The organism is Chromobacterium piscinae, from assembly GCF_021129175.1.
GTDB lineage: Bacteria > Pseudomonadota > Gammaproteobacteria > Burkholderiales > Chromobacteriaceae > Chromobacterium > Chromobacterium piscinae.
The window spans coordinates 139,875-152,718 of record NZ_JAJOHV010000022.1; the positions used below are offsets into that span (position 1 = coordinate 139,875).

Annotated in this window: 14 protein-coding genes and 1 tRNA gene; 10 read left to right on the plus strand and 5 right to left on the minus strand. The window is 65.0% G+C overall.

All coding sequences use genetic code 11. The features are described 5' to 3' along the window. The first annotated feature begins 178 nt into the window (after positions 1 to 178). Positions 179 to 1,366 carry a class C beta-lactamase gene (ampC, locus tag LQR33_RS08130; protein ID WP_378076632.1) on the plus strand — a complete coding sequence of 396 codons (1,188 nt, stop codon included), beginning with the start codon at positions 179 to 181 and terminating at the stop codon, positions 1,364 to 1,366. 244 nt (positions 1,367 to 1,610) lie between these two features. Beyond that, positions 1,611 to 2,312, plus strand: coding sequence for a hypothetical protein (locus LQR33_RS08135; protein WP_231468291.1), 702 nt, complete (start codon positions 1,611 to 1,613; stop codon positions 2,310 to 2,312). 52 nt (positions 2,313 to 2,364) lie between these two features. Here LQR33_RS08135 and LQR33_RS08140 read toward each other — a convergent pair whose 3' ends face one another. Together LQR33_RS08140 and LQR33_RS08145 are read right to left on the minus strand one after the other, a co-directional pair. Continuing rightward, positions 2,365 to 2,721 carry a hypothetical protein gene (locus tag LQR33_RS08140; RefSeq protein ID WP_231178712.1) on the minus strand — a complete coding sequence of 119 codons (357 nt, stop codon included), beginning with the start codon at positions 2,719 to 2,721 and terminating at the stop codon, positions 2,365 to 2,367. A 131-nt stretch (positions 2,722 to 2,852) separates the two neighbouring features. Then, positions 2,853 to 3,536 (minus strand): DJ-1/PfpI family protein, encoded by a 684-nt coding sequence (locus LQR33_RS08145; RefSeq protein WP_221665990.1) that lies wholly within the window; start codon positions 3,534 to 3,536, stop codon positions 2,853 to 2,855. Between the two features lie 83 nt (positions 3,537 to 3,619). On the opposite strand from LQR33_RS08145, the gene LQR33_RS08150 reads away from it, so the two are divergent. Beyond that, complete coding sequence (locus LQR33_RS08150; RefSeq protein ID WP_231468293.1) at positions 3,620 to 4,567, plus strand: GlxA family transcriptional regulator; 948 nt, start codon at positions 3,620 to 3,622, stop codon at positions 4,565 to 4,567. Position 4,568: 1 nt separating this feature from the next. On the opposite strand, the gene LQR33_RS08155 is transcribed toward LQR33_RS08150, so the two are convergent. Together LQR33_RS08155 and LQR33_RS08160 are read right to left on the minus strand one after the other, a co-directional pair. Then, on the minus strand, positions 4,569 to 4,832 hold the full coding sequence (locus LQR33_RS08155) for a hypothetical protein (RefSeq protein WP_221665988.1): 264 nt from the start codon (positions 4,830 to 4,832) through the stop codon (positions 4,569 to 4,571). Continuing rightward, on the minus strand, positions 4,829 to 5,623 hold the full coding sequence (locus LQR33_RS08160; RefSeq protein WP_231468295.1) for an N-acetylmuramidase domain-containing protein: 795 nt from the start codon (positions 5,621 to 5,623) through the stop codon (positions 4,829 to 4,831). The genes LQR33_RS08155 and LQR33_RS08160 overlap by 4 nt, the downstream gene beginning before the upstream one ends. A gap of 738 nt (positions 5,624 to 6,361) precedes the next feature. On the opposite strand from LQR33_RS08160, the gene LQR33_RS08165 reads away from it, so the two are divergent. From LQR33_RS08165 to LQR33_RS08190, 6 genes are all read left to right on the plus strand, one after another. After that, positions 6,362 to 6,446: transfer RNA gene (locus LQR33_RS08165), tRNA-Leu, on the plus strand. A 182-nt stretch (positions 6,447 to 6,628) separates the two neighbouring features. Further along, positions 6,629 to 7,093, plus strand: coding sequence for a ProQ/FINO family protein (locus LQR33_RS08170; RefSeq protein WP_221668884.1), 465 nt, complete (start codon positions 6,629 to 6,631; stop codon positions 7,091 to 7,093). Between the two features lie 122 nt (positions 7,094 to 7,215). Beyond that, complete coding sequence (gene htpG / locus LQR33_RS08175) at positions 7,216 to 9,111, plus strand: molecular chaperone HtpG (protein WP_166438917.1); 1,896 nt, start codon at positions 7,216 to 7,218, stop codon at positions 9,109 to 9,111. 105 nt (positions 9,112 to 9,216) lie between these two features. Further along, on the plus strand, positions 9,217 to 9,633 hold the full coding sequence (locus LQR33_RS08180; protein ID WP_231468297.1) for a VOC family protein: 417 nt from the start codon (positions 9,217 to 9,219) through the stop codon (positions 9,631 to 9,633). Positions 9,634 to 9,695: 62 nt separating this feature from the next. Then, on the plus strand, positions 9,696 to 10,289 hold the full coding sequence (locus tag LQR33_RS08185; protein ID WP_231468299.1) for a cysteine hydrolase family protein: 594 nt from the start codon (positions 9,696 to 9,698) through the stop codon (positions 10,287 to 10,289). A 59-nt stretch (positions 10,290 to 10,348) separates the two neighbouring features. Next, positions 10,349 to 11,818 carry a hypothetical protein gene (locus tag LQR33_RS08190; RefSeq protein WP_231468301.1) on the plus strand — a complete coding sequence of 490 codons (1,470 nt, stop codon included), beginning with the start codon at positions 10,349 to 10,351 and terminating at the stop codon, positions 11,816 to 11,818. A gap of 2 nt (positions 11,819 to 11,820) precedes the next feature. Here the strand turns inward: LQR33_RS08190 and LQR33_RS08195 are convergent, their stop codons facing one another. Next, the gene (locus LQR33_RS08195; RefSeq protein ID WP_152526917.1) at positions 11,821 to 12,231 is read right to left on the minus strand and encodes a hypothetical protein; all 411 of its coding nucleotides are present in this window, start codon (positions 12,229 to 12,231) and stop codon (positions 11,821 to 11,823) included. A 93-nt stretch (positions 12,232 to 12,324) separates the two neighbouring features. On the opposite strand from LQR33_RS08195, the gene LQR33_RS08200 reads away from it, so the two are divergent. After that, positions 12,325 to 12,844 (plus strand): segregation and condensation protein A (locus LQR33_RS08200; protein ID WP_231468303.1); only part of this gene is annotated, 520 nt, incomplete at its 3' end.

A 12,844-nucleotide genomic window follows, 5' to 3' on the forward strand; every position in this document is an offset into this window, starting at 1 on the left:
CGGGGCCGCCAGCGTGGTATTTTGTTTACAGTTCATTAACGGTTACGGATGTTACGTTTCTCGCGGTTTACGCTCGCCGCCGCGGTTTGTAACTTGGCGGGGCTTTCCCCATCGGGACCAAGCGCCGCGCGGAGAGGCCGCGTCGGCCGCCATGTCCCCGCACCGGAGTTCCGCGATGATGCGATCCCTGAAGTTTCAAACCCTGGCAGGCTTGTTCGTCTGCCTTTCCCTTGTTCCGACCGCGGCTTTGGCCGCCAATGATGGCGGCGGCGCCGACCTTGGCAAGGCGGTGGAAGCGACGATTCGGCCGTTGATGAAGGCCAACGACATTCCCGGTATGGCGGTGGCGGTGCTGGCAAACGGCGAAGCCCGCTACTTCAACTATGGCGTCGCCTCCAGGGAGAGCGGCCAGGCCGTGACTCAGGACACCCTGTTCGAGCTGGGTTCGATCAGCAAGACCTTCACCGGCATCCTGGGCGGCTACGCGCTGGCCCAGGGCAAGCTGTCGCTGGGCGACAAGGCCAGCCGCTATCAGCCCGAACTCAAGGGCAGCGCCTTTGATCGCATTTCGCTGCTGCAGCTTGCCACCTACAGCGCCGGCGGCCTGCCGCTGCAGTTTCCGGACGCGGTGGTTGATCCGTTATCGATGCTGGCTTACTACCGCGGCTGGAAACCGGACTACGCTCCGGGCGCGAGGCGTTTGTATTCCAATCCCAGCATCGGCCTGTTCGGGCATCTTGCCGCCCGCAGCCTGGGCCAGCCTTTCGACGAGGCGATGGAGAAGGGGTTATTGCCCAAGCTGGGTTTGAGCCATACCTTCATCCACGTTCCGGCGGCGGAGCAGTCGCGCTACGCCTGGGGCTATTCCAAGGCCGGCAAGCCGGTGCGGGTGGGCCCGGGCGCGCTTGACGCCGAGGCTTACGGCATTAAATCCAGCGCGGCCGACATGCTGAAATACCTGGCGATCAACATGTCCGGCCAGACGGAGCCGGCGCTGAGGCGAGCCCTGGATGCCAGCCACGCCGCTTATTACCGGGTCGGCGATCTGCATCAGGGCCTGGGTTGGGAGGGCTATCGCTACCCGCTCAGCCTTGAGCGTTTGCTGGCGGGCAATTCCAACGAGATCGCATTCCAGCCGCAGCAGGTGGCGTGGCTGAATCCGCCGCGCCCGGCCGGCGCGGATGTACTGCTGAACAAGACCGGTTCCACCAATGGTTTCGGCGGGTATGTGCTGTTCGTGCCGTCGCGCAAGATAGGCATCGTGATGCTGGCCAACCGCAACTACCCCAATGCCGAACGCGTCCGGGCGGCCTATCGGATCTTGTCGGCGCTGGACCCGTCGCTGGCGCATGCCGGCAGGCCATGAACTGGGGGGCGCTTGTTGGCCGCCATTTTGACTGTTCTTTTGATCAGGGTTGGCCGAATTTTATGCGATTATAATTTTTCATACAAAGACAGTTGTAGTTTAGATTCGCCAGGCCGGCATGCCGAAGCATGTCCGGCCTGTTGTCCGGCATCCTGCGCCGAATGGGTTTATCGCGCCGAGGGGGAGTTCCGGTACCCGCCGCAGCGGCGGGTTCGCGGCAGTGCAAGCTCAGGAGGAAAACGCCATGGCCTCGGTCAACCAGTTCGCTTACGTTCCCGGTACCAGCACTTACAAATTCGCCTATGGCGGATCCATTCCCAACATTCCCGTCGTCAACATGCCCGCCGATACCAATTGGCTGCGCTGGGCGATGCTGAACGATGGCGAGTATTACCGGATGTATTTTTTCAAGGGCAGCAGCGCCAACACGCTTTACCAGGCGGCGTTCAACCCGGCGAGCGGAGCGTACGAGTTCGGCTACAACTCGATCAAGGAGCTGCAGATCACCGACGCGCCGGCCGATGCCGACGCCAGCAGCCTGGCGATGCTGTACGACAGCGGCACCAAAACCTACCGGCTGTACCTGCGCCGGCTGGGCGCGCCGACGGTGCTGTACCAGTTCGGCTTCAATCGGGAAACCAGCCGCTATGAATACGGCTACAACTCGATTCCCACGCTCAACGTGGCGAAGGCCCCGAACGATACCGACTGGCATCGCTGGTCCATGCTGTTCGACGGCAGCGCCTACCGCTTGTACGCGTTCAAGGTCGGCAGCGTCGATACCTTCTATCAATTCGCCTACAACCGGCAAACGAATCAATACGAGTACGGCTTCGATTCGATCCCGGTGCTGAACCTGGTGGACATCCCGGCCAACAGCAACCTGACCAGCATGGCCATGCTGTTCGGGCAGGGCGACTACCGCCTTTACTTCCAGACGCTTTGACGCGCGGCAGGGCGCGGCGGGCGAGATTCCCGCCGCGCGCTTGGATGCCGGATCAGCCGCCGGTTACCACCAGCATCAGCCGGATCTGTTCCGGCGAATCCGCGGCCGGCAATATCCGGTAACAGTCCCGTCCGCCGGCGCCCGAGCCGCCCTCCAGATGGCATTCCAGCACATTGCAGACGTAGCTCAGCACGGCTTGCCGCATGCTTAGCAGCTCTTCGGCCAGCGACAGCTCGACATAGGGCATGAATTGCTCGTCGGCCTGCGCCCGGGCGGGAAGGCCTGCCTTGCTCAGCAGGCCGGCGATCCGGTCAGCCTGCTGGATGATGTGCTGCCGCGCGTAGAGCGCGTCCAGCTGGGAGCGGTATTGGTCCGCCGCGTGTCTGACCAGTTCGGCATACAGGCTCATCGTTCACCTCGCGTGGAGGAGCGCGGATCGCGCCGGGATGCCGGGAGTCCGCGCCGGGATGGGGCTTCATGCTCTAGGTGTAGCCGCTGGCGAGGCGGCGTCGGTCAGCCTCTTGGACAGTTTTTCCCCTTTCACAGGCTGGAGGCGGCGCGTAGCACCGCTTCTTCGCGCCGATCGCGGAGCTGGTCGATCCGCCGCCGCGCCGCGGCCAGCACCTCCGGGCTGGCCAGTTCCGGCCGGCCGGAGGCGAACGGCGGCGCCGGCGCGTATTCCAGCGTCAGCTGCACCGTCTGCGCGAACTCGGGGCCGGCGATTTCCGCCATCAGCGTCAGCGCCATGTCGATGCCGGCGGTGACGCCGCCGCCGCTGAACAGCTTTCCGTCCACCACCACCCGGTCCGGGCAGGGATGGGCGCCGAAGGCCGCCAGGCTGTCCAGCCAGGCCCAGTGGCAGGCGGCGCGGCGGCCCTTGAGCAGGCCGGCCGCGCCGAGCAGCAAGGAGCCGGTGCAGACCGAGCTGACGTAGTCGGCCCCGGCTGCGAGGCGGCGCAGCTGTCCCAGCAGCTCGGCATCCTCCATCGCTTCCATGGTGCCGAGGCCGCCCGGGACGCACAGCAGGTCGCAGCGTTCGATGTCGGCCAGCCGGGCGATGCCGGAGAAGACGACGCCGCCGTCGGCGCGGATGTCGCCGCCCCGGCTGGAGGCCAGCAGGCAACGGGCCCGGGGGAGCTTGCTCAGGAATTCCAGCGGGCCGGTGAAGTCCAGCTGGGTGACGCCCGGATACAGCGCGAAAACGATGGTATAGGGGTGGTTCATGATGCCTCCCGGCGGTGATTGACCCCGCAATCATCGGCCGGCTATGCTTTGGCGCAAATGACTAAATTCCAACTTTTCATGCCATGACGCGAGACATCGCCATCCTGCTGTTCGATGGTTTCCAGCTATTGGACGCGGCGGGGCCGATCTCGGTTTTCGAATGCGCGCTGCGCTATCGGCCGGGCGCGTACCGGCTGACGCCGCTGACCGTGGGCGGCGGCGCGGCGCGCAGCTCCTCAGGCATCGCGCTGGACAGCCGGCCGCTGTCCGCGATGCCGGCGCCGGACACGGTGCTGGTGGCCGGCGGCGAGGGCGCGCCTTCCGCGCTGGGCTGCGGGGAGACGCTGGCCTACCTGCGGCGTTGCGCATCGGCTTCCCGGCGCGTGGTCAGCGTTTGCACCGGCGCTTTCCTGCTGGCGGAGGCTGGCTTGCTGGATGGCCGGCGCGCGACCACCCATTGGGCGCACAGCGGGGAATTCTCCCGCCGCTATCCCGCGGTGGAACTGGATACCGACCGCATCTTCATTCGCCAGGGCAATATCTGGACCGCCGCCGGGGTCAGCGCCGGCATCGATGTGGCGCTGGCCTTGGTGGCGGAAGACATGGGCGAGGAGATCGCCCGGCGTTGCGCGCAGCGGTTGGTGGTGTATTACCGTCGTCCGGGCGGGCAATCGCAGTTTTCGTCGCTGCTGGAGATGCAGCGGCCGGACGGACGCTTCGCGGCCTTGCTGGACCAGGTGCGGCGGAGCTTGGATGGGGCTTGGGACGTGGAGTCGCTGGCTGGATTTTGCTGCTTGAGTCCGCGCCATTTCTCGCGGCTGTTCCAGTCCGAGGTGGGCATGCCGCCGGCCAAGGCGGTGGAGCAGCTGAGGGTGGAGGCCGCGCGCGCCGCCTTGGAAAGCGGCGAGCGCTCCATTCAGAAGGTGGCCCGGCTGTGCGGCTTCGGCGACGCGGAGCGCATGCGCCGCAGCTTTTTGCGGGTGCTGGGGCGGCCGCCGTCCAGCTTGCTGCGCTCGCCGGCAGACGAATGACTCAATGGCGAGATCGCAGCAGGCGCCGGGTTTCGCCAGCCAATTCGCGTTGAGCCGACGCCAGCAGTTTCAGGTCCAGATCCTGAATGGCCAGTTGCTGCGCCTGTTGCTGATTAATGGTCAGCAACTGTTGCTCGCGCAGCTGTAGTTGCGCGATTTGGGTTTGCAGCGCCGCGCTGCGGCCGAACTGCAGGTCGAGCAGCTGCAGCGGAAACAGCAAGGCGAGCGCGGCGATGGCGAGCCGGAGCGGGGCGTACGGCGTCATGCCAGCCTCCGCGCCCGGTCATGGGCGGCGGCCAGGCGGGCGTCGTACAGGCTGTCCAGCCAGGCGGGGCCCTGCCGGATGCGCGCCGTCGCGCGCCAGCGGCGTTCGCGCAGGGTTTGCAGCAAGGCGGGGCGCGCGCTCAGCAGCCGCACCAGGCCGTCCAACTGGCGGGCCTCGTCCCGCTCCATTTCCGCCCGAAACGACCGGGCGTCGGCATAGCCCAGCTCCTGCCAGAGGAAGCCGGGCAATCGGTACAGTCCCCAGAGGCAGGACTCGACGGCAACCGTTTCCCCCGCCACGGCGGCCAGCCGCCGGAAACGCTCCCATTCCGCGGATGGGCTTTGATAGCCGCCGCGGATAGGCTTGCACAGCTCGGGATGGCGGTTGGCGATGCGGTTGGCGTCCAGGCCGGCCTTCAAGGCTTGGCGGTAGGCGATATGGCGCTCCAGCAGGATGCGCGCGCTGCCGTCGGGCAGGAAGCCGGCGTCTTCCGCCTCGGCCTCGCAGAAAGCCTTCAGGCTGGGGGGCGGCAAGCGCAGGCGGTCGGCGGCATCGAGCAGATCCGCCTCGCGAAGTCCGCGCGGATCGCGCTGGCCGCGCAGCGCCGCCTGCGTGGCGTCGCCGGCCACGCCGTTGACCACCAGGCCGGCGCGGCGTTGCAGCCGGGCCACCGCTTGTTCCGTGGCCGCTCCATACCATCCATCCACCTCCAGCCTGGAGCCCTGGCTGTTGAGACGGATTTGCAATTCCCGCACCTCCTGGCCGTGCGCGCCCTTGCCCAATGCTTGCATGTGGTTTCTCCGCGAATGGATGCGGGCCGGCATGGCCGGCGCGCTGCTGTGATTGGAGGCCAGTTTAGAAAGCGGCCGGCTCAGGCCGGCAGGGGAACCATGTCAGTGTGTGTGGGGGGGGGGGGGGCGGGCTCTGCGGGAAATTGATGCCGCGAGGGAGTATTGCGTGAGGCTGAGATGAGGTTTTGCCTGAAACTGGGATTGGGAAGCGCCAGCGATCCTGGAGTTTGCCTGGGGGCTCATTCTGTATAGTCCAGGCTGAGAATGAATAAGGAGACAGGTAAATATATTGATATTGATTCAAGGCGGAAGTGTGGTGAAATTCGTCAGTATTCGATAGGCATTGCCAGATGTTTTTAACGGAGGGTTATTGATAAAGCCCATATACCTAAGACATTGACCGGAAAAACAGCTATTTAGTCGTCATTCGCGCATCATCACTTGGTAATCGAGATGATTCTATGCGCGGCGCATCGCCGTCGATTGATATTTGCCTGCCGCGGCGTTGACAGCTCTGGCCATTGCCGTTAAAGTGCAGCGTCTCATTGGCTGGCAATGCTTTAAAATCAAATCGTTGCCGCTGATGAAACGCGCTGCTCAATCATATCAAGACGAAATAAGCTGAAAGTCGGCTGATTCGCACGCGGCGGGTGATCAGCCTGCGCTGCCTGGGATGTGATATTTAAAATGCATTGTCAGCCCGCGTTGCGCTGGGCTACAATTGCCCGCTTTGCTGCTGCCCCGGTGGTGAAATTGGTAGACACAAGGGACTTAAAATCCCTCGGCTTCGGCTGTGCCGGTTCGACCCCGGCCCGGGGCACCATCAGCAATCCGGCCGCGAAAGCCGTTTCGTCCCTTGAGGACGGATGGCGGCATCCACCTTGCTGGATTAAAATTCACATCCTGGCGACGCTGTCGTCTAACTGGACAAGTGGCCGGTTGCACCACGCCTCTTGATTGGGCAGCATGCGCTGTCTTTGCATCAACGGATCTAGATTGAAGTTCATGAAGCCAAATACTGAAACGGCACTCGGTGCTGCTCTCAAGTCTGCAGTCCAAAGCTTGTCCAAGAAAAAGCAGACCGAGATGATCGCGGATCACATCTACGGCAAGTTTGACGTGTTTCGCCAGTTCCGGCCGTTGGCGCTCGGCATTCACGAGAGCCTGATCGCGGCGTTGTCGCAGTTCGATCCGGCCCTGATTTCCCGCGTGGTGGCCAACCATTGCCGCAAGCCGCGCTACCTGAAGTCGTTGGCCCGCGGCGGCAAGCGTTTCGACCTGAGCGGCAAGCCGCAAGGCGAGGTAAGCGCCGAAGAGAAGCGCGCCGCCGAGCTGCAGATGCAGCCGAAGAACGCCCCTGTGGCGGACGCCGAGGCGGCGCCGATCGAGGCCGCCGCTCCGGCAGTGGCCGAAGCCGCTCCCGCGGTAGCGGAAGCCGCGCCGGAACAGGACGGCCAGATCGAATCCTGATCGGTTCCCATTGAGGAAGAAAGCCCTGTCGCCCGACAGGGCTTTTTGCATTTGGGCTACTTGAAATGCGGTTGATAGCCGCCATCTGCCGGCTATCGCTAACCTAAATGACATTGACGACCATGAGTGCACAGAAAGAAACCCTGGGTTTTCAGACCGAAGTCAAACAGCTGCTGAAGCTGATGATCCACTCCTTGTATTCCAACAAGGAAATCTTCCTGCGTGAGTTGATCTCCAATGCGTCCGACGCCGCCGACAAGCTGCGCTTCGAGGGCCTGGCCAAGCCGGAGCTGTTCGAGAACGATCCCGAGCTGAAGATCCGCATCGCCTTCGACAAGGACGCCCGCACCGTCACCATCGCCGACAACGGTATCGGCATGAGCCGCGACGAAGTGGTGTCCCACATCGGCACCATCGCCAAGTCCGGCACCAAGTCCTTCTTCGAGCAGCTGTCCGGCGACGAGAAGAAAGACGCTCACTTGATCGGCCAGTTCGGCGTCGGCTTCTACTCAGCCTTCATCGTCGCCGACAAGGTGACGCTGACCACCCGCCGCGCAGGCGAGGCCGAAGCGGTGCGCTGGGAGTCGCAAGGCGAGGGCGAGTACACGCTGGAGAGCGTGGAAAAGGCCGAGCGCGGCACCGAGATTGTCCTGCACCTGAAAGAGGGCGAGGACGAGCTGCTGAACGATTGGAAACTGAAGGGCATCGTCCGCAAGTACTCCGACCACATCTCCATCCCGATCGAGATGAAAAAGGGCAGCGGCTACAGCGAGGACGGCGAAGTGGTGGTCAGCGACGAGCTGGAGGCGGTCAACTCCGCGTCTGCGTTGTGGACCCGCTCCAAGAGCGACATCACCGAAGAGCAGTACCAGGAATTCTACAAGCACGTCGCCCACGACTTCACCGACCCGCTGGCCTGGAGCCACGCCCGCGTCGAAGGCCGCCAGGAGTACACCGAGCTGTTGTACATCCCGTCGCGCGCGCCGTTCGACCTGTATGACCGCGAGCGCAAGCAGGGCGTGAAGCTGTACGTGCGCCGCGTCTTCATCATGGAAGACACCGAAAAACTGATGCCGCACTACCTGCGTTTCGTGCGCGGAGTGATCGACAGCAACGATCTGCCGCTGAACGTGTCGCGCGAGATTCTGCAGGAATCCAAGGACATCGACGCCATCCGCGCCGGCTGCGTGAAGAAGGTGCTGGGCCTGCTGGAAGACCTGTCGTCCAACCAGCCGGAGAAATACGCCGCGTTCTGGAAGGAGTTCGGCCAGGTGCTGAAAGAGGGCGTGGGCGAAGACCATGCCAACAAGGAACGCATCGCCAAGCTGCTGCGCTTCGTCTCCACCGCGTCCGAAGGCGCGGAGCCGACCGTATCGCTGGCCGACTACATCGGCCGGATGAAGGAAGGCCAGGACAAGATCTACTACATCACCGCCGACACGCTGGCTGCCGCCAAGAACAGCCCGCATCTGGAAGTATTCAAGAAGAAGGGCGTGGAAGTGCTGCTCTTGACCGACCGCGTCGACGAGTGGGTCACCGGCTCGCTGTTCGAGTTCGACGGCAAGGCGCTGCAATCGGTCGCCAAGGGCGCGCTGGATCTGGGCGCGCTGGAGGACGAAGCCGACAAGGAAGCGCAGAAGCAGGTTGAGGAAGCGTCCAAGCCGGTGGTGGAGAAAGTGCTGAAGGCGCTGGGCGAGCAGGTGAAGGAAGTGCGCGCCACCGCTCGCCTCACCGAGAGCCCGGCTTGCCTGGTGGCCGGCGAGCACGATATGAGCGCCCATCTGGAGCGGATGCTGAAGGCCGCCGGCCAGAAGGTGGAAGGCAGCAAGCCGACGCTGGAAATCAATCCCGAACACGTGCTGGTGAAAAAGCTGGCCGGCGAAGCCGACGAAGCCCGCGCCGCCGATCTGGCCCAGGTGCTGTACGATCAGGCGCTGTTGGCCGAAGGCGGCAAGCTGGAAGATCCGGCCTCCTTCGTCAAGCGCATCAACAAGCTGATGCTGGAGCTGTCGGCCTGAGCCCGTCCGCGTAGATTCCGAAAATGAACCGCCCTTTCGCAGGGCGGTTTTTTTATTGTCATTGTCCTAATATGGGATTCCCCGCAATGGAATCAGGAGACGGCGATGAGCGAAACGAGAGCGTTGCCGGGCGTGTATCCCTGCCTGTGTTACGACGACGCGGCGGCGGCGATGGAATGGCTGGAGCGGGTGTTCGGCTTCCAGCGCCGCTTCGCGGTGATCGAGGATGGCCGGGTGCATCACTCGGAACTGAGCCTGGGCAATGCGGTGATCATGGTGTCCGGCCCCAAGCCGGAGCAGCGGTGGATCGGCGCGGGCGGCCTGTCTGGCCTGGCTCAGGCCTTGTGCGTTTACGTGGAAGACCCGGCCGCGCATTACGAGTGGGCTAGGGCGCAGGGCGCCGAGATCGTGCAAGCGCTCAAAGGCGAGGACTACGGCGCCCTCGGCTATCTGGCGCGTGATCCGGAAGGCCAGCAATGGTATTTCAGCGACTATCTGCCCGGCGAATACTGGGAGTCCTGAACCGCTAGCGCGCAGATTGCCGGCGCGTGGCATCATGCCATTTTCATTATGAAGGCTGACTCATGCCCGCGCGGCTGCAATTCGCCACTTCCACGCCGCTGTTATTGCTGATCGACATGCAGCAGGCGGTCGACCATCCCGGCTGGGGCCCGCGCAACAACCCCCAGGCGGAGCGGGTGTGCGCCGGCCTGCTGGCTGCTTGGCGCGAGCGCGGCTTGCCGTTGATCCATATTCGCCATGACTCTGTCGAGCCGGACTCCACTTACCGGCCGGGCCAGCCCGGCCATGCGTTCAAGCCGGAGGCCGCGCCGCGGCCCGGCGAGACGGTGATCGGCAAGCAGACCAATAGCGCTTTCATCGGCACCGAACTGGAGTTCTTGCTGCGCGGCAACGGCTGGCTGGAACTGGTGGTGGTTGGCGTCAGCACCAGCAACTCGGTGGAGGCCACGGCGCGGATGGCCGGGAACCTGGGCTTTTCCGCCTGGCTGGCGGAGGACGGCTGCTTCGCTTTCGACAAGACCGACTGGCGCGGCCGCCGCCGCGGCGCTGACGAGGTGCACGCGATGAGCCTGGCCAATCTGGATGGCGAGTACTGCCGCGTCTGCGGCAGCGCCGACATCCTGGCAGCGATTGGCAATATTGCCGGCGCCGCGTGATCGCGGGCCGGCGGCGTGAAGGCTAAGATGCCGATCCCGGAAGCTTTGTCATTGTCATCATGTTGAGACTCACCGTATCCCGCACTCTGCCGGCGGGCGAGCCGCAAACCTTGGATCGGCAGGCGCTGCAAGAAGCCTTGCAATGGCAGCCCGGCTTGCCGGTCGAGGCGCATGTCGACAGGCTGCGCCGTCCTCTAAGACGGCTGGATGAACAGCCGATGAGCCTGGCTGACAGGCTGCACGCGCTCAGGGAGCTGTTCGAGGCCTGCCTGCCGCTGATGTGGCGCGGCGCGGGGACGGAGAGCGACCGCGACTTGCGCGGCTTATGGCGCGAGTTGCACGAAGCCTGCAAGCTGTTGGCCCAGGCCTGCGCCGCGCGCCGCGCCGGCCGCTTCAGCGACGGCGGCTTGCTGTGCCAGGCGCTGGGGCTGGCGCTAGGCAGCGCCTGGCAACTGCAGCGCGGCCACGCGCTGGGATACGCGCCGTTGTTTCCCGGCTTCTGGCAGGACAGCCATCAGCTGTTCGCCGAAGCGCGCCGCCGCGGCTGGGAGGGCCGGGTCGCCATCGACGGCCAACCGTCGCTGGGCGCCGGCTACCGGCAGATGCTGCTGCTGGGCATCACTTCCAGCAACCGGCTGGATCCGGCGCGGCAGTCGTTGCTTCTGGACTGGATCGCCGGCCATGGCCAGGCGCTGCGCCTGGAGGGACCGCCGAAGAGCGGCGTTGAGGTGGAAGGCTGGCTGGTGTCGGCGGAGGCGGACAGCCCGGGCCGCTTCGCCGCCATCGCAGCGGCCGAGACTGCTGGCGGCTACTGGCGGGTGGACGCCGCCGACGTGACCCGCCGCCTGCGGACGGCCGCCCACGCGCGCGCCGACGAATTCTCCGCCACGCAGTGGCAGTTGCTGGGACGCTTGGAGCAAGAGTGGAACCGGCCGCCGCAGCGCCGCCATCTGCGGCGCAATCAGCGTAACGGCCAGCGGGTGACGGTGGTGGGCGGCTTCGACGCTTGCTGGCGGCTGGCCGAAGAAGGACGTCTGCCGGACGATGTCGAAACCGGCGAACTGCTATTGGGCAATCTCAGCCCGTCGGGCATGCGCCTGTACGGCGATTGCCCACCGGGACTGCTGCAGGCCGGCGCGCTGGTGATGCTGAAGCGGCGAGGTTTCGAATGGCAGTTGGGCCTGGTGAGATGGATCAGCCTGCCCGGCGGCGACGCGCCGGCGGAGTGCGGGGTGGAGTTTGTCGGCAAGCGGCCTCAGGCGGTGGCGGCTTGCGCGGTGACCAGCCACCCTGGCACGCCGCTGGAGTCGGGCCTGCTGCTGCAGGCCGAGCGCCATTTCCGCCTCCGCGGGGTGCTGGTGCTGCCGGGGCGGCAATACCAGGCGCTGCGGCCGTTTCAGCTGCGGGCCGACGGCGGAGAATGGCTGGTCCGGGCGCAGCGCCTGCTGCAGCAGACCGGCAGTTGCCAATTGATGGAGATCCGGCTGGAGGACGCGGTGGACGCGCCTCAGGCCGACGAGCCGGCCTGAGGTCAGGACCAGGCCGCCAGGTGCCTGGGCGGATAACAGGCCTGCCGGCCGGCTTTGTCGGAGTGGCAATGGATGCTGAGCACGCGGCCGCTGGATAGGTCGCCGGCCACGCTGAAGGTGACGGGATGGGTTTTCCAGCCGCTGCGGGCGGTGCCGGACAGGCGGAAGCGGTATTGTCCCGAACCGCTGCCGTCTTCCTGGGCGACCAGCCGGGTGGTTTCCGGATAGCCCAGCTCTTTTTCTATGATGCGGCGGCTGACTTCCTCGATCTCGCGCTTGCGCCAGAAATGATCGGAACTGGCCGAGAGACGGCGCGGTTCGGATGCGTGTGAAGCGCCGTCGCCGTCCAGGCCGCAAGCGGAAAGCGGCAGGCAGAGCAGGCCGAGCAAAACAGGCAATGGATGTAGCGACACGCTGGCGTGACTCCCACTGTCGAAACCGGTTTGTGCGCCGCAGCGGGCAAAAGTTCAACCGACACGCGTCTGCTTGCTGGTATCCTTGTCGCCATGAGCGACGTACCCTTGAATGCCCCCGACTCCCCCGCGCCGGATTTCCAGCTGACCTCGCCCGAGCTTCCGCCCAGCGTGCCGATCGCGCACGTTTTCGGCCAGCCGGTGCTGGAGGTGCCGCAGGACCTGTTCATCCCGCCCGACGCGCTGCAGGTGATCCTGGAGAGCTTTGAAGGCCCGCTCGACCTGCTGCTCTACCTGATCCGCAAGCAGAACCTGGATGTGCTCAATATCCCGATGGCCGAAATCACCGCCCAGTACATGTCCTACATCGACGCGATGAAGCATGGCCGGCTGGAGTTGGCGGCCGAGTATCTGCTGATGGCGGCGCTGCTGATCGAGATCAAGTCGCGCTTGTTACTGCCGCGGCCGCAGCTGGACGAGGACGGCGAGCCGGACGACCCGCGGGCCGAGCTGGTGCGCCGGCTGCTGGAGTACGAGCAGATGAAGCTGGCGGCGCTGGAGCTGGACAAGATTCCGCAGGCGGAGCGCGACTTCGCCTGGCTGGCGGTGCTGA

Excerpts from the sequence above, each read along its gene's own strand:
- ampC (WP_378076632.1), top strand. The coding sequence starts at position 179 with ATGCGATCCCTGAAGTTTCAAACCCTGGCAGGCTTGTTCGTCTGCCTT.
- LQR33_RS08135 (WP_231468291.1), top strand. The coding sequence starts at position 1,611 with ATGGCCTCGGTCAACCAGTTCGCTTACGTTCCCGGTACCAGCACTTAC.
- LQR33_RS08140 (WP_231178712.1), bottom strand. The coding sequence starts at position 2,721 with ATGAGCCTGTATGCCGAACTGGTCAGACACGCGGCGGACCAATACCGC.
- LQR33_RS08145 (WP_221665990.1), bottom strand. The coding sequence starts at position 3,536 with ATGAACCACCCCTATACCATCGTTTTCGCGCTGTATCCGGGCGTCACC.
- LQR33_RS08150 (WP_231468293.1), top strand. The coding sequence starts at position 3,620 with ATGACGCGAGACATCGCCATCCTGCTGTTCGATGGTTTCCAGCTATTG.
- LQR33_RS08155 (WP_221665988.1), bottom strand. The coding sequence starts at position 4,832 with ATGACGCCGTACGCCCCGCTCCGGCTCGCCATCGCCGCGCTCGCCTTG.
- LQR33_RS08160 (WP_231468295.1), bottom strand. The coding sequence starts at position 5,623 with ATGCAAGCATTGGGCAAGGGCGCGCACGGCCAGGAGGTGCGGGAATTG.
- LQR33_RS08170 (WP_221668884.1), top strand. The coding sequence starts at position 6,629 with ATGAAGCCAAATACTGAAACGGCACTCGGTGCTGCTCTCAAGTCTGCA.
- htpG (WP_166438917.1), top strand. The coding sequence starts at position 7,216 with ATGAGTGCACAGAAAGAAACCCTGGGTTTTCAGACCGAAGTCAAACAG.
- LQR33_RS08180 (WP_231468297.1), top strand. The coding sequence starts at position 9,217 with ATGAGCGAAACGAGAGCGTTGCCGGGCGTGTATCCCTGCCTGTGTTAC.
- LQR33_RS08185 (WP_231468299.1), top strand. The coding sequence starts at position 9,696 with ATGCCCGCGCGGCTGCAATTCGCCACTTCCACGCCGCTGTTATTGCTG.
- LQR33_RS08190 (WP_231468301.1), top strand. The coding sequence starts at position 10,349 with ATGTTGAGACTCACCGTATCCCGCACTCTGCCGGCGGGCGAGCCGCAA.